Source organism: Bradyrhizobium tropiciagri, assembly GCF_018130545.1.
Lineage (GTDB): Bacteria > Pseudomonadota > Alphaproteobacteria > Rhizobiales > Xanthobacteraceae > Bradyrhizobium > Bradyrhizobium tropiciagri_A.
The window spans coordinates 137,533-157,074 of the sequence record NZ_JAFCKF010000012.1 but is presented as its reverse complement, the minus strand read 5'-3'; the positions used below and the strand labels follow the sequence as shown (position 1 = coordinate 157,074).

The following is a 19,542-nucleotide window of genomic DNA, read 5'->3' as shown; positions in this document are numbered from 1 at the left end:
GGTCAGGTCTCATCCGATTGCAGACGGCCGGTATCGGCCAGTGCGGTGCCCTCGTCGCGACGCCGGCGCCTGCTCCACCAATCGACCACGAGCTTGCCGATGCCGAGCACGAAACCCTGCGGCGCCAGCATCACGGTCGCAAGCAGCAGCACGCCCATCAGCACCAGCGCCGCCTGTTGGCTGTAGACCGTGATGGTCTGGAAGCCGAACAACAGCAGGAACGAGCCGACCAGGGTCGCGGTCAGATCGTTGCGTCCGGAGAATGCGACCCACACTATCGGCATCGCCGCCGCCGGCAGGCCGATGCTGGACGGCGTGATGAACTGGCCCCAGGACGTGTACAGCGCGCCGCTGAGCCCCGCGAGGCCACTGCCGATCACGAAGGTCAGGAGCTGGTATTTGCGGACGTCGTAGCCGAGCATCTCGGCGCGCTGCGGGTTCTCCCTTGTCGCCACGATCACGTTGCCGATGCTCGAGTTCACCAGCATGCGCAGCGCAATGTAGACAATCACGATCAGTGCGATCATGAGGTAATAGAGCGCCGATCCCTCGATATCGAAGCTGCCGACGGTGAGCGGGTCCATGCCCTTCATGCCGTTGAAGCCGTTCAGCCGCGCCGGACCGATATGCCATTCCGGTCCGGCGGTCTGGCCAAGGAAGAAGGCAAGCACCAGCGTCGCCGACAGCGTCACGATGCCGAAGAAGATGCCGCTGATGCCGCCCCAGATCATGAAATAGCCGAGGATTCCGGCTGCGATCATCGCGACGACAACCGAAAGCACCAGCGCTGCGATCGTCGCAGTCCCGCCGCCCATGTTGATGGCAAGCACGCCATAGCCGTAGCCGGCGATGCCGAAGAAGAAGGTCTGGCCGAACGACAGCATGCCGCCATAGCCCCACATCAGGCAGAGCCCGAGCGCCATGAAGATCCAGATCAGGAAGTAGGCAAAATTGCCGACATCATAGGAGTCGGCGAACAGCGGATAGATCAGCGCCCCCGCCAGCACGGCAAGGAAACAGGACCAGAAGATCCTTCCGCGTCCAAGCGTCTGCGGGCCCTCGAGCAGCTTCAACATCAGAAATTCCCGTCTAGCGCCCACGACGCACCAGCACGCTGGATAGCCCTTCAGGCAGCACACGTATGATCAGGATCACAGCAAACAGCATGCCGATCTGACCGATGATCTGGCCGTAACTCGCATTCAACGCCATCCGGATCATCGCCAGGAACACCGCAGCCGGCGCGGTTCCGAGCAGCACATTGGCGCCGCCGATCACCACCGTGACAAAGCTCTCGACCACGAAGGTCGCGCCCATGGTCGGGATCAACGTCATGGTCGGCGCGTAGAGCGCGCCGCACAGTCCGGCCAGCGCGGTGCCGATCCCGAAGCTGATGGAATAGATCCGCCCGGTGCGCGCGCCGAGCGCCTTCGCCATCGCGGCGTTCTGCATCGTGGCGCGCGCGATCACGCCGAAGCGCGTCTTCATGAAGATGATGTAGAGGCCGACCAGCACCGCCACCGCAGCGCCGAACAGCACCAGGCGGTAGGTCGAGAACGTGTAGCCGCCGATCGCAAAGCTGCCCTCCGGCGTGCCGATGCCGCGCACCGCGGAGCCGACGATCAGCAGCATCGACTGGGTCACGATCAGGCTGAGGCCCCAGGTGGCGAGCAGCGAGTCGAGCGGACGCTTGTAGAAGCGGCGCACGATCAGCAACTCGACGATCATGCCGATGATCCCCGCCGTCAGCGCGGCCAGGATCTGGGCGATCGGCAGCGGCACGCCGAGATTCACCAGGCCGACCGTGACATAGGCCCCGCACATGATGAACTCGCCATGCGCCATGTTGATGACGCCCATCATGCCGAACACGATGGCAAGGCCCGCCGCGGACAGGATCAGGAACGCGAAAACGTCGGCGAACTGATAGAATACCGAGAAGAGTTCAGCCGACATTCCACTCTCCGTGATCACGGCGCCGCATCATTGCGGCGCCGTCTCGCTTTGAATTCGAGATGCAAAGCACGAGCAAGATTCGTGCCCTGCGCATCACGATTTGCTGGGAAGATGACTCGGCGTGTACTGGTCCTTGTCGTTCTTCTTGGTCAGGTCGCAGCCGATCTCGCCAAGCCAGTACGGCTGGATCGTCCCATAGTCCTTCTCCACGGTCACCTCGTGCTTGGGCCCGACCGAGATCAGGCGCATACGGTGCGAGGTATGCTGGCTCTTCGGATCGATGCAGACCTTGCCTTCAGGCGCATCGATGCAGGCATCTCCGGTCGCGATCACCTTGCGCATGTCCTCGAGCTTGGTCGACTTCGCCTTCTCGACCAGCGCCTTGTACATGTAGAGCGCATTGTAGGCGTTATAGCCCATGTCGTTGATGTAGAGTTCGTCGGGGAATTTGGCGTGCCAGCGCTTCTTGAAGTCGTTGGCTTCGGGCGTGTCGATCTCCTCGAACCAGTTCGCAGTCGCATGCATGTTGTTGAGCGCCGGCGGCTTGAACCGCTTGTGCTCGAAGCCGAGCATGATCTTGATCGAGGAGCCCATCGGCAAATTGAGGTTGGCGGCGGCGGCCTGCTCGAAGAACGAATCCTGCGCGGCGCCGACATTGATGGTCAGCAGCCAGTCCGGCTTCGCTTTCTGGATGTTCTGGATCGTCTGCGCGAACTGCGACACGCCGAGCGGGATGAATTCCTCACCAACGACCTCGCCGCCGAGATCCTTCATGATCTTCCGGTTCCACTCTGCGGAGATCTGGCCGAAATTATAGTCGGCGGCGATCACATAGACCTTCTTGCCGAACTTCTCGACCATCCAGGGGATCAGGGTCGAGAACTGCTGTTCCGGCACCGCGCCCATGCTGATCATGCTGGCGTCGCAGACACCGCCTTCATATTGGTTGGTGTAGATGTATGGCGTGGTGGTGCGATCGACGATCGGACGCAACGCCTCGCGCGAGGCGGAGGTGATGCCGCCGATCAGCACGTCGACCTTGTCGCGATTGAGCAGGCGACGGCCGAACTCCTGATAGCGGGCGTTGTCACCCTGCGGATCAAGATGAATCAATTCGATCTGGCGGCCGAGAATGCCGCCGCTCTTGTTGATCTCCTCAACCGCGAGCTGCGAGCCGTGCAGCTTCGGCATGCCCATGAACGCGAGGTCGCCGGAGACGTCCTCCAGCAAGCCCACCTTGAGCGGCGGCTCGGCCGCCTGCGCGCTACCTATTGCCGCGGCACCTAGCACGGCACCGAGCAAAGCCATTCCCACTACACGCCCCGAATACATCGCCATATCCTCTGTCGTTGAAGGATGTTGAAGTTCACGCCTTGAGATAATTCTTCAGGATCGAGGCCCCCATCGTGTATTTGGGGTCGACCATGTTGCCGAGCCGCATGCGGCCGGCCTGGCTGAGCAGCATGTAGGCGTCGATCTCATCGAAGCCGTAATCGGCGCTCATCCATCGCACCAGCTCGCGATAGGCGATGCGCGCCGCGTCTTCGAGCGGACGGGCGCTGCCGATGGTCATGATGAAGTCGCGCGTCTCGAGCCGCGGCCAGGCGAAGCTCCAGTTCTTGATGAGGTCGACCTGCAAGGTCACGGTGGCGCGTTGTTCGAGCGCGACGCCCGAGAGCTCGCCATCGCCCTGGGTGGCGTGGCAGTCGCCGACATAGAGCAGCCCGCCTTCGGTATGCACCGGAAAATAGATGATCGCGCCGGGCGCGACGTCCGGCAGGTCCATGTTGCCGCCGTGATAATCCGGCTGCAGCGAGGAGATCGCCTCGATCTCGGGCGACACACCGATGGTGCCGATGAACGGCTCGTAAGGCAGCGTGATCTTGTCGTTCCAGCGCACGCCGTTGCGGTCGACATGCAGCTTCTTGACGCGCTCGGGCAGCGGCGGATTGAGCAGCGCCGTCGATGCGGTGCCGACCAGACCGCCGAACTCCGGAATGATGCAAGTGGTCCCGGCCGGCTGCGCGCCGCGGGTCTCGACATCGCGGATATAGACCGCGAGGCAATCGCCCTTCTTGGCGCCCTTGACCGCGATCGGTCCGCATTGCGGGTTCAAATAAGGGAAGTTGAGCTTCGCGGTGGGGCTGTCGCTCTCGCTGGTCAGCACGCCGCCGAAGGCGTCTTCGGTCTCGACGACGACCACGCCGCCGGGATCGATCGACAGCGTCGGCTTGGCATAAGGCCCATAGACGTAATGGAACCCGCCCTGTTGCTCGATCGTCAGACTATGGGTCGTGCCGGTCGCGCCCTTGGCGACGGCGCGCTTGGCCATGATGGAACTCTTCAACCAGTCTTCGGTCATACGAACGGCTCCTCAACTCAGATCGCGGGATGGCGCTTGTGCCAGTCGGTGACGCGCTGGAAGGCATCGCCGGCGCGGACGAGGCTTGCTTCGTCGAAATGACGTCCGACAAATTGGAAGGCGACCGGGCCGCCGTTCAGCGCGAAGCCGCCCGGAAGCGTCACGGTCGGGCTGCCGGTCATGTCGAACGGACAGGTGAAGCGCAGCAGCCCGGTGATCAGCGACGGGTCCTCACCGAGTGCCGCCATCTTGGCCAAGGTCGGCGCAGCGAAGGCCTGGGCCGGGACCGCGATCAGATCGACCGTCTCGAACAGCAGCCGCACCGCGCCGCGGAACGCTTCGCGCCGCAGCACGATCTTCTGATAATCCAAGCCGGACTGCGCCCGGCCGAGATCGAGCAGTCCTGCGAGCGCCGGGCCGTATTCGTCCTTGCGTGCGGGATAGGTCTCCTCATGCGCAACCGCCACCTCGATGCCGCACAGCGGGAACCAATCCTCAATGACCGCCTTCGGATCGGGGAACGTGATGTCCTTGATTGTCGCGCCGAGCTCGGTCGCGGCACGCAGGCCTTCGCTGAGCACCTTGCCGGCAGGCTCATCGGTGCCCTCGCTGGTCCAGCGCCGGTCGACGCCGATCGTCACGCCGCGCAGATTTCCAGACAGGCTGGCCAGATAGTCCGGCACAGGCAGCGGCACCGAGGTGGTGTCGTTCGGATCCTGGCCCGCGATCACGGCGAGAATCGCGCCGCAATCGGCCGCACTGCGGGCCATCGGACCGATGTGATCGAGCGTCGCCGCGAGTTCGAAGGCGCCGTACCGGCTGACGCGGCCCCAGGTCGGTTTCAGCCCGGTGATCCCGTTGGCGGCCGAGGGAAAGCGGATCGAACCGCCGGTGTCGGTTCCAAGCGAACCGAAGCAGAGCCCCGCTGCGGTGGCGACGCCGGACCCGCTCGAGGACGCGCCGGACCACAGATCGGCATTCCAGGGATTCTTCGGCGGATCGATCTTCGGGTGATGATCGGCATAGGCGCCCTCGGTCTGCTGCAGCTTGCCGAGAATGATCGCGCCGGCATCCTTCAGCCGCGCGACCACCGTGGCATCCTCGCTTGGACGGAAGTCGCGATGGATCGTCATGCCGTGCGCGGCCGGCGCACCCTTGACCCAGCACAGATCCTTGACGGCAATCGGCACGCCGTGCAGCGGCCCCTTGACCTTGCCGGATGCGATCTCCTTCTCGGCGGCCGCAGCCTGGGAAAGCGCTGCATCGCCCATCACATGCGCGTAGCTCTTGAGCTTGCCGTCGAGCTGCTCGATCCGTCCGAGCATCGCTTTGGTCACCTCGACCGGTGAGAGCTTTTTGGCCTGGATCTGCTGCCCGATCTCGATCAGCCCAAGGTAGTGAAGTTCCGTCGTCGACATCGTTTCTCATCCCCGCACTTGGCACGACGCAAGCGCAGGCACTGCCCATCACCGCGCATGCGCCTCCGGCTTGGCGACACGGACGTGTCGCCAATTTGTTTGGCGGCAAATGCAAAAAGCCACCCGCCCCTCCAAAACGAAGGTGACGAATGGCTCAAATGCCGCGGCTATGAACTATCGCATGGGTCCCGGATCGAACGGAGCACTCTGCGCGGCAATCGGGACGTCATCGGCCAAATCGACGCGCGCTGGGTTCGACAGGTAGCCCTGTAGGAGAAAATTCTAAGGAGATGTGCAGCGCGTTGTCAACGAGGCTGGCTGCACAAATTTCGCAAGGTGCATGCGCAGCAAATCAGCATGACCTCTTGCACCGACCTCTGCGAAGATGATTTCCTTCGCGGGTCGCAATGAAAGTCGTCGATGACAAAGCCGTCCATTCCCGTTGGCATCATCTGCTCGCAGCACGGGCCCTATCAGGCGATGGGACGCGAGCTTCTGAAGAGCTCGATGATGGCGGTCGACGAGATCAACAGCCAGGACGGCTTCGACTTCTCGATATCAGCGCATGTGCGCGATCCCCGCGGAGTGGTTTCCGAGTATCACACGGCTTGCGACGACCTCATTCGCAATGTCGGCGTCGAGCATATTGTCGGCTGCTACACCTCGGCGTCGCGCAAACAGGTGCTGCCGATCGTCGAGCGCACCGACCGTCTGCTCTGGCATCCCGCCCGCTACGAAGGGTTCGAATGCTCGGACAACGTCATTTATGTCGGCGCTTCGCCCAACCACAATGTGCTGCCGCTGGTGCGTTACGTGCTGGACAATCTGTCGCGCGAGATCTTCTGCGTCGGCTCCAACTATGTCTGGTCCTGGGAGACCAATCGCGTCACCCGCGAGTTGGCGACGGCGGCGGGGGGCCGCATTCTCGCCGAACGATTGCTCGAACTTGGCGAGAGCGCCGTGGGTCACATCGTCGACGAGATCGTGCGCCGCCGGCCGCCGGTGGTCTTCAATACGCTGGTCGGCAGTTCGAGCTACGACTTCATCCGTGCCTTTCATGCCGCGACCACGGCTGCGGGTCTCAATATTCCGATGGTCAGCTGCAGCCTGTGCGAGCCGGAGCTCAAGATCGTGGGGCCTGCGTCGGCCGGATGCATCACATCATCAGCCTATTTCGAGAGCATTCGCCTGCCCGAGAACCGGGCCTTCGTCGCGCGCTGGAAGGCGCGTTACGGCGAGCACAGCAGCCCTTCGGTGGACGGGCAATCCGCCTATGTCGCGGTCTATCTGCTGGCCCGTGCGCTGCAGCGTGCCGGCACATCCGATATCGGCGAGGTGCGGCGCGCCGCGGCGGGCCACCGCTACAATTCGCCGCAAGGCCCGGTCTGGATCGACGGCAGCAACAACCACTGCGTCCTGACGCCGCGGCTCGCCGTCTCTAACGCCGAGGGACAGTTTGACATCTTCTGGGAAGCCGACGCTCCGGTTAAGCCGGATCCCTATCTGACGCAGCTCGACGTCGCCGCCAGCCCTGCAAGGGATGCAACGTCGCCGAATGCGCCGCATTTGCGGGTTGTGAAATGACCAAGCCGTCTTCATTTTCGCTGCGCGGACGCAAGGCCCTCGTCGCCATCAAGGACGAGCGCGATGCCTCCATCGTCAGGCGCCAGTTCGAGCGTCTCGGGATCGACATCGTCACATGGGATGGCGACGCCCATATCGACTGCCGTCCGGACGTGACGCTGATCGACGACGAGTTCCTGCCGCTTGCTTCGCCGGCGCAGCGTACCTCGCTCGGACGCAGCCCGGTCATCGCCCTGCTCGGCACCGAAACGCCGAGCCGCCTGAAGCTGGTGCTCGAGCTCGACCCGGCCTCGTTCCTGGTCAAGCCGCTGCGCTCGGCCGGCATCTATGCCGCGCTCGTGCTGGCCTTCGAACGGAGCGAACGCACCAACGAGCTTAAGCAGCAGGTGCTCAAGCTCGAACAGCGTCTTCGATCCCGCCGCGTCGTGCTCGCCGCCGTGCTTCAGGTGATGCACACCCATGCGCTGGCCGAGCCGGCAGCGTTTGCGCTGATCCGGCGCGCCGCCATGGAACAGCGCAAGACGATCGAGGAAATCTCCGCGGAGATCACCGCAAACGGCTCCCTGCCCCGGGCAACCGGCTAGCTCCACCGTCTATTTCTTCAGCTCCGCATAGAGCTGCATCACCCGTTGCGGCAGCACCTCGATGCGCGGCACGCGGAGCGCATAGCGCTCACCGAAGATCCGATCGAGCTGGGGAAACCTGTCCTCGCCGATACCGAAGGCGAAAATATCAGTGCCGCGCCGCCGCAGCTGCTGCGCGGCACGGCGCGCGTCCTCCACCAGGTATTGCGGATCGGGCACATCGACGTCGGACGGCTCGCCGTCGGTGAGGACCAGCAGCACTTTCCGGAATGCGCGCCGCCCTGCGAGGTAGCCGCCGGCATGGCGCAGCGCCGCGCCGAGCCGGGTGGAATGGCTGCTGCCAAGCCCGGCAAGGCGCGCACGGACGACGGCGTCCATCGGCTCCTCAAAATCCTTGATGCGAACATAGCGCACACGCTCGCGGCCGTCGGAGCTGAAGCCATGTACGGCAATCGCATCATTGGCGGCGTCGACCGCCGAAGCCATGATCGCGGCCGCCTTGCGCTCGACATCGAGCACCGTCCGGCCGCGACGGTCACGGTCGGCGGTGGATTGCGAGAGGTCCAGCAGCAGCAGGATGGCGAGATCGCGCGGCCCCGGCGCATCGCGCTGGTAGACCCTGGGCTCGCTGATGCTGCCGGTACGACGCTCGATCGTCAGCGCAATCGCCGCGTCGATGTCGAGCGCATCGCCATCGCGCTGGCCTTTTTGACGGACCCGGCGGCCGATTGACGCGTCTCGGGTCAGTTCGGTGATCCAGCGCATCGCCTCGGCGTCCGTCGAAGCATCGAACGGCTGTGCGGACGTGGCGGCGTCGGCCTCCAGGATCGTTGTCCAGTCCGCCCGTTCGGTACGCGCCGCATAGTCCCATTCCGGGTAGGTCGCGACTGGAAACCCGTCCAGCAGCGTCACGGCGCCGGCCTTCGCGCGCAGCGTCTCGTGCGGCTTGGCGTTGTCGTCAGTCGATTGGCTGCTCGGATCGTCACGCCGCTCGATCCGCACCGAATCGACGGCAAGTTCGATCGTCTCGGTTGGACTGTCCGGCTGTTCGCCGAAATCCCACAGCGCCAGATTGTCGTCGCGATAAGCAGGTTCGACGACATAGCTCTTGGCGTTGAACTGCAGCCGCATCTGCCCGATATCGTTGCCGAGCAGCCCGCCGATCTCGCGGCTGATGGCGGGATCGGTCCAGCGGCCGGCAGCATCGGCAAACAGCTGACGTCCCTTGGTCACCCAGGCATCCGGATCCTGATAGTCCGGATCGATCAGCGCCCGCGCCAGCCGCGTCATTAATCCGGCTGCGGTCGCCTGCCCCGACGGCGTCGCAGAGTGGAACGGCAGCCAAAGCCGGCGCATGCCGGGCATCTCGCGCAGCGCCAGCGTCTCGACCCTGGCATCCTCGATCAGCGAGACCAGCGCGATCTGCAGCGCCTTCAGCCGCCCCACGGGAAAGCGGACGGTGGAATGCACCAGATGCGCGCCGGCATGTGCGACCGCAGCGAGATAGACGGCGTCCGCCGCCTCGCCTTCGAAGCCGGGAAAGGTCTCTGGCAGGCCGATCAGGCCGGCGGCGAGTGAGGTCCGCCGTGGCACCGGTGTCGGTGCAATGGCAAGCTTGCGGAAGCGCGGCTTCCTGTTCCACAGCGCCAGCATGGTTGCAGCGAGGCGCTTCTCCAGCCGGGCAAAATCATCGCCGGTGCGGCCGACGGCGAACAGCCGCGCCGAAAGCGGATCGTCGAGTGCGAAATAAGCGCGCCGGCGCGATGCACGGCCGCCGCTTGCGCGCAGGCCGGCAGAGACCCAGGCGGAGAAATCCTCGCCGCCGGCATGCGCGAGCAGCGGCCCCAGACGGCCGAGCGCAAGACCGACCGATTCCGGCCCCACATCCGCGAGCTGGCCCAGCGCGACAAGAACAGCGGAAAGCTCTCCGGCACTCGCGAGTTGCGGCAGCACCTTGGACATTTCAGTCAGCAAAGCATGGGCGGCGCGGCTTCCGGCATTCCGGCCAACGTCTCGGGCAGCGCGTCCGATCGCGATCAGATCGTCGATCGATCGGTGCGCCGGCCATTGCTCCGATAGGTGCAAGAAGCCCAAAACAACGGCTTGGCCGAGATTGGCCGCGAACAGCTCGTGCACGGCCTCGTCCCAGGCCGCGAGATGATCAAGCTGATCTGTCCGGTGCAAAGCGGTCCGCGCCGCCTGTACGGCCGCGCCGAGATCATCGTGGCCGCGCAGCAGCGCTGCGAGCCGACGCCCGGATCGGAAGCTATCGAGCGAACTGATTTGTGCGACCGCCACCCCTGCGCTTCCATTCACGCACAGGCCGAGATCACGTCGCGCAACGCGTTCCTGGTGTCGGCGTCATCGGTCAGGGGAACGACGATCGTGGTCTCGCAGGCCTTTTCGAGGCTGATGCCGCATCCGATCAAGCGGCCGGCATTGACCAGCATCCGGGTCGACGCGCCCTCGTCGAGGCCCTGCCCTTTCAGGTTGCGGCTGTGCTGAGCGATCTTCACCAGCAGATCGGCGAGATCAGGTTCGATGCCGGCCTCGCGCGACACCACCTCGGTTTCGGCCGGCCGGTCGGGATAGCCGAAATCCAGCGCCGCAAAGCGCTGCTTGGTGGATTCCTTGAGGTCCTTGATCGCGCTCTGGTAGCCCGGATTGTAAGAGATCACGAGCTGGAAGTCGGAATGGGCGTGGATCAGCTCGCCGCGCTTCTCGAGCGGCAGCACCCGACGATCGTCGGTCAAGGGATGGATCACGACTGTGGTGTCCTGACGAGCCTCGACGACCTCGTCGAGATAGCAGATCGCACCAAGACGCACCGCCGTGGTCAGCGGCCCATCGCTCCACACCGTACCCTCTGCATCAAGCAGCCAGCGGCCCACCAGATCCGCCGCCGTCATGTCCTCGTGACAGGCAACCGTGATCAGCGGCCGGCCGAGCCGCCAGGCCATGTATTCGATGAAGCGGGTCTTGCCGCAGCCGGTGGGGCCCTTCAGCATCACCGGCATGCGGCTCGCATAGGCTGCGCCGAACAGTTCGACCTCATCCTTGAGGGACCGGTAATACGGCTCCTCCCGGATGCGGTACTGATCGAGCAGCAAAGCGGGATTGGACAAGCTCACGCCTCCCATGATCGCGCAGGCAGCCGTTCGCAATCGTTCGATATCACGACGCGAGCAATTCCTTGAGCTTGGTGTCGATGAAGGCGACATCGACCGGATTGGTCCCCGGCCCGCCGGCGAAGTGGCCCCAGATCGACGGCACCGGCACGAACTTGGCGTTCGGCATGTTGGCCACCTCGTTCTCGCTGTCCTCGGGCGGGAAGTAGAGATCGGTCTGGCCAGGCATGACGTAGGTCTTGGCCTTGATGGCCCGTAGCGCGGCCTTGAAGTCACCGTTGTAGATCTCGTTGGCGCTGATGTCGCCGTTCTGCCAGGTCCACAACATGGTCAGCAGATTGTTGGGGTCCTTCGGCAGGAAGAAGCCCTCCCAGAACGCCACCAGGAAATCCTCCAGCGACGAATAGCCCATGGTCTTGATGTCGAGCTGCTCGCGATAGAACGCCTGCGAAAAGCCCCAGCCGGCATAGACCCGCGCGGCGGCGCGCAGGCCACGGGCCGGCTTGTCGGTGTACCAGCCCTCCTTCCAGGCGGCATCCGCCGTGAGCGCGGCCTTGACGCCTTCGAGGAACACATAATTGTGCCGCGAGCACTTCGCCGAGCCGCAGAACGGCGCCAAGAGATCCATCATGTCAGGATAAAGCGCGCCCCAGTGGAACGTCTGCAACGCGCCCATCGACCAGCCGACCACCAGGCGAATGTGCTTGATGCCGAATTTCTCGGTCACCAGCCGGTGCTGGGCCCGCACATTGTCATAAGCCGTCACCTGCGGGAAACGCGGCCCGTTATACGGCTCAGGGGTGTTGCTCGGCGACGACGACAGGCCGTTGCCGAGCATGTTCGGAATGATGATGAAGTATTTCGCCGGATCGAGCGCCATACCCGGCCCGATCAGCCACTCATTGTCGTAGTGCTGACCGGAGTACCAGGTCGGATAGACGATCACATTGTCCTTGGCCGCATTGAGCTGGCCAAACGTCTTGTAGGCGAGCTTGCAGTCGCGGATGGTCGCGCCGCGCTGCAAGGTCAGATTGCCGAGATCATAGATCTGATAGTCGACGCTCATTGCTGTACCCTTTTTGCTTGATTAAGTCGTCGCTTACGCGGGACGCGCCACCTTCTCTGACGAAGACTCCACCCGCGCGATCGCTCCGTACACGACGCCGGCGACCAGCGCGGCCGAAATCGCAGTGGACAACCCCGGCATCAGATTTTCAACCGCAAAGGCGCACAGCGACCCGATGCCCCAGGCAATGAATGGTTTTGCGCGCCAGTCCACGTCCGCGCGCGCGTCGGCCCGCAGCAGATATTGATCGACCAGGATGATCGCGCCGATCGGCGGCACGATGATGCCAAGCAGCGACAGCCACTGGATGAAGAACGCCCAGACGTTTCCGGCGGCCACCACGATGCCGATGCCGCCGAGAATCACGGCCATCAGCCGCATATTCGTGCCGAGGATCCGCGACCAGCCGGTGGCTGCGTTGTAGAGGCAGTGCGAGCAGACCGAGCCGAGATTGGTGTAGAGGAAGATGAAGGCGAGAATGCTGAGCCAGGTGAGCTGCTTGCCGTTCATGAAGCCGAACATATTGTCGACGCCGAATGGATTGGCGTTCGGCACCGCAAGCGCCGCCGTCATCACGCCGCCGACCAGCATCGCCACCAGATTGGCGAACGGAAACGCGCTGAAGGTCGCGACCAGCGAGGCCCGCGGGCTCGGCGCCCAGCGGTTGAAGTCCGCTGTCACCGTGCCGGCATCGATGAACAGCGCCAGCACCACGGTGAGGCCGACGCCCATCGACATGCTGGCCACGCCGTTGTTGCCGGCATAGCTAAAGATCGCCGCTGACGTCGTGGTCGAGGCCGCGTCGGCTGCGACCCAGAGGCCGAGCACGACGAACAGCGGCACCGACGCCAACCCGATATAGTGCAGCCCCTTCACGCCGACGAAAGTGATGCCGATATAGAGCACGCCGGCGACGATGGTCATCGCCACATAGTTGAGGCCGTAAGTCGAGGAGATCAGTGCGCCGGTGATGCCGGTCTGCACCGCATACCAGCCGAGCAGCAGGGTCGACAGCAGGCCCGACGCCAGCACATAGCCCTTCTTTCCGAACACGATGCTCGCGATCAGCGCGAAGTTCATGCCGCGCCGCGTGCCGATCAGGCCGAGCGCGCCGACATAGGCGAACATGATCAGATTGCCGATGATCATCGCCACCAACGCGTTCTTGAACCCCATGCCCAAGACCAGCAGCGATCCGGTCATCGCGCCGGTGATGATCATGGGAAAGCCCAGCCACACCATCGTGACCGAGAAGGCGCTGCGCCGGGCGCTGATCGGCACCGGCTCGTGCTCGAATTCATGGCCGAGAAGATCGTCGATCTGCTCCTCGGTCTGATGAACCAGTCCGCTATTGGATTGACCGCTCATGATATCGCCCCTGTTTCCCCGATGTGAAAATGCCCGCCGTTGCCTCGAGCCACGCCGGCGCGAAAGGTCCGCGCCGGCGCCGATCGTCGATGTCGCCTAGCGATGCGCGACCTTCTGGTTCGGAATGCCCTCGATCGGACATTCGTCGGTTCCGACGGTCGGGCGCGTCATGGCCTCGACCATTTCCCGCGTCCCCTCGGGGTCCGTGATCCAGTTCTTGTAGAATGTGTACGGGCACACCGCGTGGCCGCGGTCGCCCTCACCGGAGTTGATCAGGCCGGTGTAGCCGCGGTGCATCAGCTTGAAGAGATGGTTCTGCGACTGCATGTTGCGGCGGGCGTCGCGGATCAGTGACACCGACAGCTGGGCGTACTGGATTCCGTTCTCCTCGGTGCCGCACTCGCCGAGTGTGCGGCCGTCAAAACCGATCAGCGCGGAATGGCCGAAGTAGGAGTAGACGCCGTCGAAGCCGGAGGCGTTGGCGACCGCAACGTAGCAGTTGTTGGCCCAGGCCATCGACTTCGAGATCTGGATCTGCTGTTCCTTGGCCGGATACATGTAGCCCTGGCAGCGCACGATCAGCTCGGCGCCGCGCATCGCGCAGTCGCGCCAGATCTCCGGGTAGTTGCCGTCGTCGCAGATGATCAGGCTGATCTTCAACCCCTTCGGGCCATCGGAGACATAGGTGCAATCGCCGGGATACCAGCCCTCGATCGGCACCCACGGCATGATCTTGCGATACTTCTGGACGATCTCGCCCTTGTCGTTCATCAGGATCAGGGTGTTGTACGGCGCCTTGTTGGGATGCTCCTCATGGCGCTCGCCGGTCAGCGAGAATACGCCCCAGACCTTGGCCTTGCGGCAGGCGTCGGCGAAGATGCGGGTTTCCTCGCCCGGCACCGACGACGCGGTCTCGTACATCTCCTTGGAGTCGTACATGATGCCGTGGGTCGAGTATTCCGGGAAGATCACGAGGTCCATGCCCGGCAGGCCGAGCTTCATGCCCTCCACCATCTTGGCAATGTTGCGCGCGTTCTCCAGCACTTCCGCCTTGGTGTGCAGGCGCGGCATCTTGTAATTGACCACGGCGACGCCGACCGTGTCCTTGCTGCTCGATATGTCTCCATGCAACATGTCTCGACTCCCTTTCGTGAACGATAATTCCCGCTACACGGCCATGTGCAGCTGGATGAGATCATCGGTGAGCTCACCGATCGCGCCCTTGGCGACAACGCGTCCCTTTTCGAGCAGCGCGAAGCGATGAGACGCACGCCGCGCGAACGCGACATTCTGTTCGACCAGCACGACCGTGATCCCGCGTTCGCGGTTGAGGCGCATGATCACGTCCTCGATCTGCTCGACGATGTTCGGCTGGATACCCTCGGTCGGCTCGTCCAGCAGGATGACCTTGGGCTGGGCCAACAGCGCGCGCGCGATTGCGAGTTGCTGCTGCTGGCCGCCCGAGAGATTGCCGCCGTAGCGATTGAGGAAGTCCTTGAGCACCGGAAACAGCTCGAGCACCCACTCGTCGATGCCGCTGGCCGATTTCGCGGCGAAGGTCCCGAGCGTCAGATTCTCGCGCACGGTAAATTTCGGCAGGATGCCGCGGCCCTGCGGCACATAGGCGATGCCGGCCTTGGCGCGCTGATAGGTCCGCAGCGGCGAGATGTCGGCGCCATCGAGCGCCAGCCGTCCGGTGCAGCGATCCATCAGGCCGAGGATGCTGCGCATCAGCGTGGTCTTGCCGACCCCGTTGCGGCCGAGCACCGCGAGGAACTCGCCATTACCGACCGTCAGGTTGATGCCCTGCAAGGCGCGGCTGTTGCCGTAGAAAGCGTCGACGTCGGTCAGCTCAAGCATGGCTGATGCCTCCCGATCCCAAATAGGCGCGGCGGACTTCGGGATGCGCCTCGACCTCCGCTGCGGTGCCCTCGGCCAGCATCTGGCCCATATGCATCACCGAGATGATGTCGCCGATCGCCTTGACGAAGCCCATGTCGTGCTCGACCACGATCAGCGTGTGCCTGCCCTTCAGCCGCGCGAACAACTCGGCGGTCTTGCGGGTTTCCTGCGCGGTCATGCCCGCAGTCGGCTCGTCCATCAGGATCAGCTCGGCGTCCTGGGCCACCAGCATGCCGATCTCCAGCCACTGGGTCTGGCCGTGCGACAGATAGGCGGCCGGTCGATCGAGCTGCTCGGTGAGCCCGACCAATTCGGCAAGCCGCTCGACATCCTCGCGGCCGGAATTGCCGATGTTCCAGCGCAGATTGCCGAGCACCGAGGTGCGACGGGCTCGCGCCACGTGGAGATTCTCGGAGACTGACAATTCGCGGAACACGCTCGGCACCTGGAATTTGCGGCCAACACCGGCGCGGGCGATCTCGTATTCCTCGAGATCCTGCAGCGCGGTGCCATCGAAGCTGACGGTGCCGGCACTCGGCTTGACCTTGCCGCAGATGATGTCCAGCGCCGTGGTCTTGCCGGCGCCGTTCGGCCCGATCAGGCAGCGCAACTCGCCCTTGCGCACGCTCATGTTGAGCGCATTGAGCGCCTTAAAGCCGTTGAAGCTGACCGAGACGCCGCGGAGATCCAGATGCGAGCTCATGTGCTGCCCTCCGTCTGGCCGACGCCTTGCGCGACGTCGCGGCCGGCGGCTTGGCGACGCTGCACGGTCCAGCGCAGCGCGGCCTGCGCGAGGCCGGCGAGCCCCTTCGGCAGGAACAGCACCACGAGCACGAACAGCGCGCCCATCACCAGCGTCCAGGTTTCGAGGAACGCCGCGGATTCCGACAGCGCGCCCTGCATGCCCGCCACCAGCACCGCGCCGAGGAACGCGCCGACCAGGCTCTGCCGGCCGCCGACTGCGCACCACACCACGACCGAAAGCGAAAGCTGCACGCCAAGGAAGGTCGGCGAGGCAAATTCCATCACCACGGTGTAGAGCATGCCGGCAAGCCCCGCGATCGCTGCCGACAGTGCGAACACGAAGATCTGGTAGAGCGCGACATCGTAGCCAAAGTAGCGCACCCGGCTCTCATGGTCGCGGATCGCCTGCACGATCAGACCGGCCTTGGATTTGGTGAAAGCGAAGGCCACCAGCAGGCTGAGCAGGACGCAGCTGGCGACGAGATAATAGGTCGCGCGGCCATAGGCATCGAACGCGACACCGAACAGCTCGAGCTGGGCGAGATCGGTGATGCCGTTGAAACCGCCGGTGTAGCTCTGCTGGTCGATAATCACGAGATTGATCACCACCATGGTGGCGAGCGTGATGATCGAGACATAGACGCCGGTGACGCGTCCGCGGAACATGAACCAGCCGAGCGCCGCCGCAACCAGCGCCGGCCCGATCAGGCCCGCCGCGATCGCAAAGGACAGCGAGCGGAACGGCTCCCAGAACCAGGGCAAATGCGCGACATTGTTCCAGACCATGAAGTCCGGTAGCCCGCTGGCTCCCGTGTGCACCGGCACGGTCTTGAGCTTCAGCGTCATCGCCATGGCATAGGAGCCGAGCCCGAAGCTCATCGCCTGACCGAGATTGAGGATGCCGCCGAATCCCCAGGACAACCCGAGTGATATCGTGAGGATGCCGAGCACCAGATAGCGCGCGACCTTGTTGAGCAGGAAGTCGTTGTTGAGCAGCACCGGAAGCGCGAACACCACGGCGCAGACGATCAGCAGCGGTGCAAGCTGCGCGATCAGGCGCTGCAATCCGCTGGAGTGAGGAACATGCGACGGCATAGATTAGCGATCTGTCTTTCAGGCCCGCACGCGTGCGGTGAAAAGCCCTTCGGGGCGGAAACGGATGAGGACGACGATGGCAAGCAGCACGATCGCCTTCGCGACCGTGTCGTTCTGCAGGAAGGCGATGCCGCCGGAGAGCTCGCCGAGGATGAAGGCGCTCGCCACGGTGCCGGCCAGGCTCTGCACGCCGCCGAGCACCACCACCATGAAGGCATCGACCACATAGCCGGTGCCCATGTCGGGCGACACACTCTTCAGCGGCGACACCAGCGCGCCGGCAAGTCCAGCAAGGCCCGCCCCATAGGCGAAGGTCAGCGCATAGACCCGCTTGGCGTTGATGCCGAAGGACGCCGCGACGGAGCGGTCCTGGATGATGGCGCGCAGCTTCATCCCGACCGTGGTGCGGTTCATCAGCAACCAGGTCGCCCCGAACAGCGCGATCGACACCACGAACAGGAACACGCGATACGACGACACCGGAATACCGAACACGTCCATGCTGTCGGACAGTGCCGGCGGCAGCTGCACGTAGCGCAACTCGCTGCCGACCATCAGCCGCACCGCCTGTTGCAGCATGATGCCGACGCCCCAGGTCGCGAGGATCGTATCCAGCGGCCGGTTGTTCAGAAGGCTCAGGACAAAGCGTTCGATGACCCAGCCGAACGCAGCCACCACGAGGAAGATCGGAACCAGGCTCGCCAGCAGGCCGAGCCCGAGATAGGTGTGGAACACCCAGGCCGCGTAAGCGCCGAGCATCACGAACTCGCCATGGGCGAGATTGATGATGCCCATCGAGCCGTAGATGATCGACAGGCCCAGCGCGACCAGCAGCAGGATCGATCCGATGCTGAGGCCGGTGACGATTTGTTCGATGAATTGGTCCACGTCGGGATCCGCTTTCGATGTTCGTGTAGTGCGCCCTGCCCCTCGCATGTGTGCGAGAGGACGCTGTCGTTGCGGGAAGCTGGCCGCCGGTGCCGCACGCCGACGGCCATTGTCGCCCCCGTCGTCAGCTCTTCTCGACCAGGCCCTTCTCGGTGCAGGACTGCCCGGGATACGCCGCATACGGCACCGGCTTCAGCCATTCCTTGGCTTCGACGAGAATCTCGAACTGGCCGTTCGACTTCGCCTGGGCGATCTTGGGCCACAGCCAGGTGTGCAGGTTCTCCGGCTCGATCTGGACCTTGCCCTGCGGCGCAATCATGCTCTGGCCCTTGACCGCATCGCGGATGTTCGGCGGCGTGATGTCGCTGGTGGCGAGCTTCTCGACCGCCTGCTTGAACAGATAGGTCTGGAAGTAGCAGGCCTCCGAGACGAAATGCGTCACCTTGTCGGCGCCCCAGCGCTTCTTGTAGGCCTCGACGAACTTCTCGTTCTCAGGCGACTTGTGCACCATGAAGTACGGCGCCGAGGTGAAGTGACCGGCAGCGGCCTCGCCGCCCATCGCCGCAACCTCGTTCTCCGAGGTCGTGAGGCTTGCCATCGGCATCTTCTCGGGATCGAGGCCGGCGGCCTTGTACTGACGATGCAGTGCGACCACGGAATCGCCGACCACGGTGGAGAAGATCACGTTCGGCTGCGTCGAGCGGATCTTGTTGATCACGGACGAGAATTCGGAATGACCGAGCGGCACATATTCTTCCGCTACGACCTCACCGCCGAGCTTCTCAAGCAGTTTCTTGCAGTAGTTGTTTTCTTCCTTCGGATAGATGTAGTTCGAGCCGATCAGGTAGAACTTCTTGCCGAATTTCTTGACCAGCCAGGGCACGAACTCGTCCTGCTGCTGGTTCGGCACGGCGCCGGTGTAGATCACGTTCTTCGAGCACTCGCGGCCCTCATAGAGCGTCGGATACCAATAGAGATTGTTCTGCCGCTCGAACACCGGGAGCACTGCCTTGCGGCTCGCCGAAGTGTAGGAGCCGAACACGCTGACGCATTTGTCGCCGACGACGAGCTTGCGCGCCTTCTCCGAGAACGTCGCCGGATCGGAGGCGGGATCCTCGACGATCGGCACGATCTTGCTGCCCTTGATGCCGCCGGCTGCATTGATCTCCTCGATCGCAAGCAGCGTCGCCTTGTTCAGCGATTCCTCGATGATCGCAGTCGTTCCGGTCAGCGAGAACAGCACGCCGACCTTGATCTCGCCGCCCGCGGCGTAAGCGAGGTCGGCGTTCTTGATCCAGATATGCGGCAGTCCGGCGCCGGCAAACGCACCAAGCGCCGCTGTATTCCTCAGCAAAGTCCGCCGTGAAATGCTCATCCTTAGCTCCCTTCAGGACTGAAAAAACAAAAAGCCCTCCCGATGCGCGCTGACGCGAGCATTGGGAGGGCT

Annotated in this window: 17 protein-coding genes; 2 read left to right on the top strand and 15 right to left on the bottom strand. The window is 63.8% G+C overall.

All coding sequences use genetic code 11. The features are described from left to right. Window positions 1-2: 2 nt before the first annotated feature. From JQ616_RS36880 to JQ616_RS36860, 5 genes are all read right to left on the bottom strand, one after another. The gene (locus JQ616_RS36880) at window positions 3-1,076 is read right to left on the bottom strand and encodes a branched-chain amino acid ABC transporter permease (RefSeq protein ID WP_212023081.1); all 1,074 of its coding nucleotides are present in this window, start codon (window positions 1,074-1,076) and stop codon (window positions 3-5) included. A 13-nt stretch (window positions 1,077-1,089) separates the two neighbouring features. Next, complete coding sequence (locus JQ616_RS36875; RefSeq protein WP_212023080.1) at window positions 1,090-1,956, bottom strand: ABC transporter permease subunit; 867 nt, start codon at window positions 1,954-1,956, stop codon at window positions 1,090-1,092. 93 nt (window positions 1,957-2,049) lie between these two features. Beyond that, a complete protein-coding gene (locus tag JQ616_RS36870) occupies window positions 2,050-3,264 on the bottom strand; it encodes an urea ABC transporter substrate-binding protein (protein ID WP_249137790.1) in 1,215 nt (404 codons plus the stop codon). A 58-nt stretch (window positions 3,265-3,322) separates the two neighbouring features. Beyond that, a complete protein-coding gene (locus tag JQ616_RS36865; protein WP_212023078.1) occupies window positions 3,323-4,318 on the bottom strand; it encodes an acetamidase/formamidase family protein in 996 nt (331 codons plus the stop codon). Window positions 4,319-4,335: 17 nt separating this feature from the next. Then, window positions 4,336-5,736, bottom strand: a complete 1,401-nt coding sequence (locus tag JQ616_RS36860) for an amidase (RefSeq protein WP_212023077.1) — start codon at window positions 5,734-5,736, stop codon at window positions 4,336-4,338. Between the two features lie 420 nt (window positions 5,737-6,156). Here JQ616_RS36860 and JQ616_RS36855 point away from each other — a divergent pair, with 420 nt between their 5' ends. Further along, on the top strand, window positions 6,157-7,320 hold the full coding sequence (locus JQ616_RS36855; RefSeq protein WP_212023076.1) for a transporter substrate-binding domain-containing protein: 1,164 nt from the start codon (window positions 6,157-6,159) through the stop codon (window positions 7,318-7,320). Further along, on the top strand, window positions 7,317-7,904 hold the full coding sequence (locus JQ616_RS36850; protein ID WP_212023075.1) for an ANTAR domain-containing response regulator: 588 nt from the start codon (window positions 7,317-7,319) through the stop codon (window positions 7,902-7,904). The genes JQ616_RS36855 and JQ616_RS36850 overlap by 4 nt, the downstream gene beginning before the upstream one ends. Before the next feature lie 9 nt (window positions 7,905-7,913). Here the strand turns inward: JQ616_RS36850 and JQ616_RS39855 are convergent, their stop codons facing one another. From JQ616_RS39855 to JQ616_RS36800, 10 genes are all read right to left on the bottom strand, one after another. Then, on the bottom strand, window positions 7,914-10,202 hold the full coding sequence (locus tag JQ616_RS39855; protein WP_212023074.1) for a nitric oxide reductase activation protein NorD: 2,289 nt from the start codon (window positions 10,200-10,202) through the stop codon (window positions 7,914-7,916). A gap of 14 nt (window positions 10,203-10,216) precedes the next feature. Further along, window positions 10,217-11,029, bottom strand: coding sequence for a CbbQ/NirQ/NorQ/GpvN family protein (locus tag JQ616_RS36840; protein ID WP_249137788.1), 813 nt, complete (start codon window positions 11,027-11,029; stop codon window positions 10,217-10,219). A 49-nt stretch (window positions 11,030-11,078) separates the two neighbouring features. Continuing rightward, window positions 11,079-12,098: an alpha/beta fold hydrolase gene (locus tag JQ616_RS36835; protein WP_212023072.1), complete on the bottom strand. Its 1,020-nt coding sequence runs from the start codon at window positions 12,096-12,098 to the stop codon at window positions 11,079-11,081. Window positions 12,099-12,131: 33 nt separating this feature from the next. After that, window positions 12,132-13,466, bottom strand: a complete 1,335-nt coding sequence (locus JQ616_RS36830) for a purine-cytosine permease family protein (RefSeq protein ID WP_212023071.1) — start codon at window positions 13,464-13,466, stop codon at window positions 12,132-12,134. Window positions 13,467-13,562: 96 nt separating this feature from the next. Next, window positions 13,563-14,600, bottom strand: a complete 1,038-nt coding sequence (locus JQ616_RS36825; RefSeq protein ID WP_212023070.1) for an aliphatic amidase — start codon at window positions 14,598-14,600, stop codon at window positions 13,563-13,565. Between the two features lie 33 nt (window positions 14,601-14,633). After that, window positions 14,634-15,326, bottom strand: a complete 693-nt coding sequence (urtE, locus tag JQ616_RS36820; protein ID WP_212023069.1) for an urea ABC transporter ATP-binding subunit UrtE — start codon at window positions 15,324-15,326, stop codon at window positions 14,634-14,636. After that, complete coding sequence (gene urtD, locus JQ616_RS36815; protein ID WP_212023068.1) at window positions 15,319-16,071, bottom strand: urea ABC transporter ATP-binding protein UrtD; 753 nt, start codon at window positions 16,069-16,071, stop codon at window positions 15,319-15,321. The genes urtE and urtD overlap by 8 nt, the downstream gene beginning before the upstream one ends. Beyond that, the gene (urtC, locus tag JQ616_RS36810) at window positions 16,068-17,207 is read right to left on the bottom strand and encodes an urea ABC transporter permease subunit UrtC (RefSeq protein ID WP_212023067.1); all 1,140 of its coding nucleotides are present in this window, start codon (window positions 17,205-17,207) and stop codon (window positions 16,068-16,070) included. Before urtC ends, urtD begins: the two co-directional genes overlap by 4 nt. An 18-nt stretch (window positions 17,208-17,225) precedes the next feature. Next, window positions 17,226-18,095, bottom strand: coding sequence for an urea ABC transporter permease subunit UrtB (urtB, locus tag JQ616_RS36805; RefSeq protein ID WP_212023066.1), 870 nt, complete (start codon window positions 18,093-18,095; stop codon window positions 17,226-17,228). 124 nt (window positions 18,096-18,219) lie between these two features. Next, window positions 18,220-19,470 carry a transporter substrate-binding domain-containing protein gene (locus JQ616_RS36800; RefSeq protein ID WP_249137785.1) on the bottom strand — a complete coding sequence of 417 codons (1,251 nt, stop codon included), beginning with the start codon at window positions 19,468-19,470 and terminating at the stop codon, window positions 18,220-18,222. Between the last annotated feature and the right edge of the window lie 72 nt (window positions 19,471-19,542).

Coding starts and splice junctions, on each gene's coding strand:
- JQ616_RS36850 (WP_212023075.1), top strand. CDS start 7,317: ATGACCAAGCCGTCTTCATTTTCGCTGCGCGGACGCAAGGCCCTCGTC.
- JQ616_RS36800 (WP_249137785.1), bottom strand. CDS start 19,470: ATGAGCATTTCACGGCGGACTTTGCTGAGGAATACAGCGGCGCTTGGT.
- JQ616_RS36855 (WP_212023076.1), top strand. CDS start 6,157: ATGACAAAGCCGTCCATTCCCGTTGGCATCATCTGCTCGCAGCACGGG.
- JQ616_RS36865 (WP_212023078.1), bottom strand. CDS start 4,318: ATGACCGAAGACTGGTTGAAGAGTTCCATCATGGCCAAGCGCGCCGTC.
- JQ616_RS36825 (WP_212023070.1), bottom strand. CDS start 14,600: ATGTTGCATGGAGACATATCGAGCAGCAAGGACACGGTCGGCGTCGCC.
- JQ616_RS36870 (WP_249137790.1), bottom strand. CDS start 3,264: ATGGCTTTGCTCGGTGCCGTGCTAGGTGCCGCGGCAATAGGTAGCGCG.
- JQ616_RS36875 (WP_212023080.1), bottom strand. CDS start 1,956: ATGTCGGCTGAACTCTTCTCGGTATTCTATCAGTTCGCCGACGTTTTC.
- urtD (WP_212023068.1), bottom strand. CDS start 16,071: ATGAGCTCGCATCTGGATCTCCGCGGCGTCTCGGTCAGCTTCAACGGC.
- JQ616_RS36830 (WP_212023071.1), bottom strand. CDS start 13,466: ATGAGCGGTCAATCCAATAGCGGACTGGTTCATCAGACCGAGGAGCAG.
- JQ616_RS36835 (WP_212023072.1), bottom strand. CDS start 12,098: ATGAGCGTCGACTATCAGATCTATGATCTCGGCAATCTGACCTTGCAG.
- urtC (WP_212023067.1), bottom strand. CDS start 17,207: ATGCCGTCGCATGTTCCTCACTCCAGCGGATTGCAGCGCCTGATCGCG.
- JQ616_RS36880 (WP_212023081.1), bottom strand. CDS start 1,076: ATGTTGAAGCTGCTCGAGGGCCCGCAGACGCTTGGACGCGGAAGGATC.
- urtE (WP_212023069.1), bottom strand. CDS start 15,326: ATGCTTGAGCTGACCGACGTCGACGCTTTCTACGGCAACAGCCGCGCC.
- JQ616_RS36860 (WP_212023077.1), bottom strand. CDS start 5,736: ATGTCGACGACGGAACTTCACTACCTTGGGCTGATCGAGATCGGGCAG.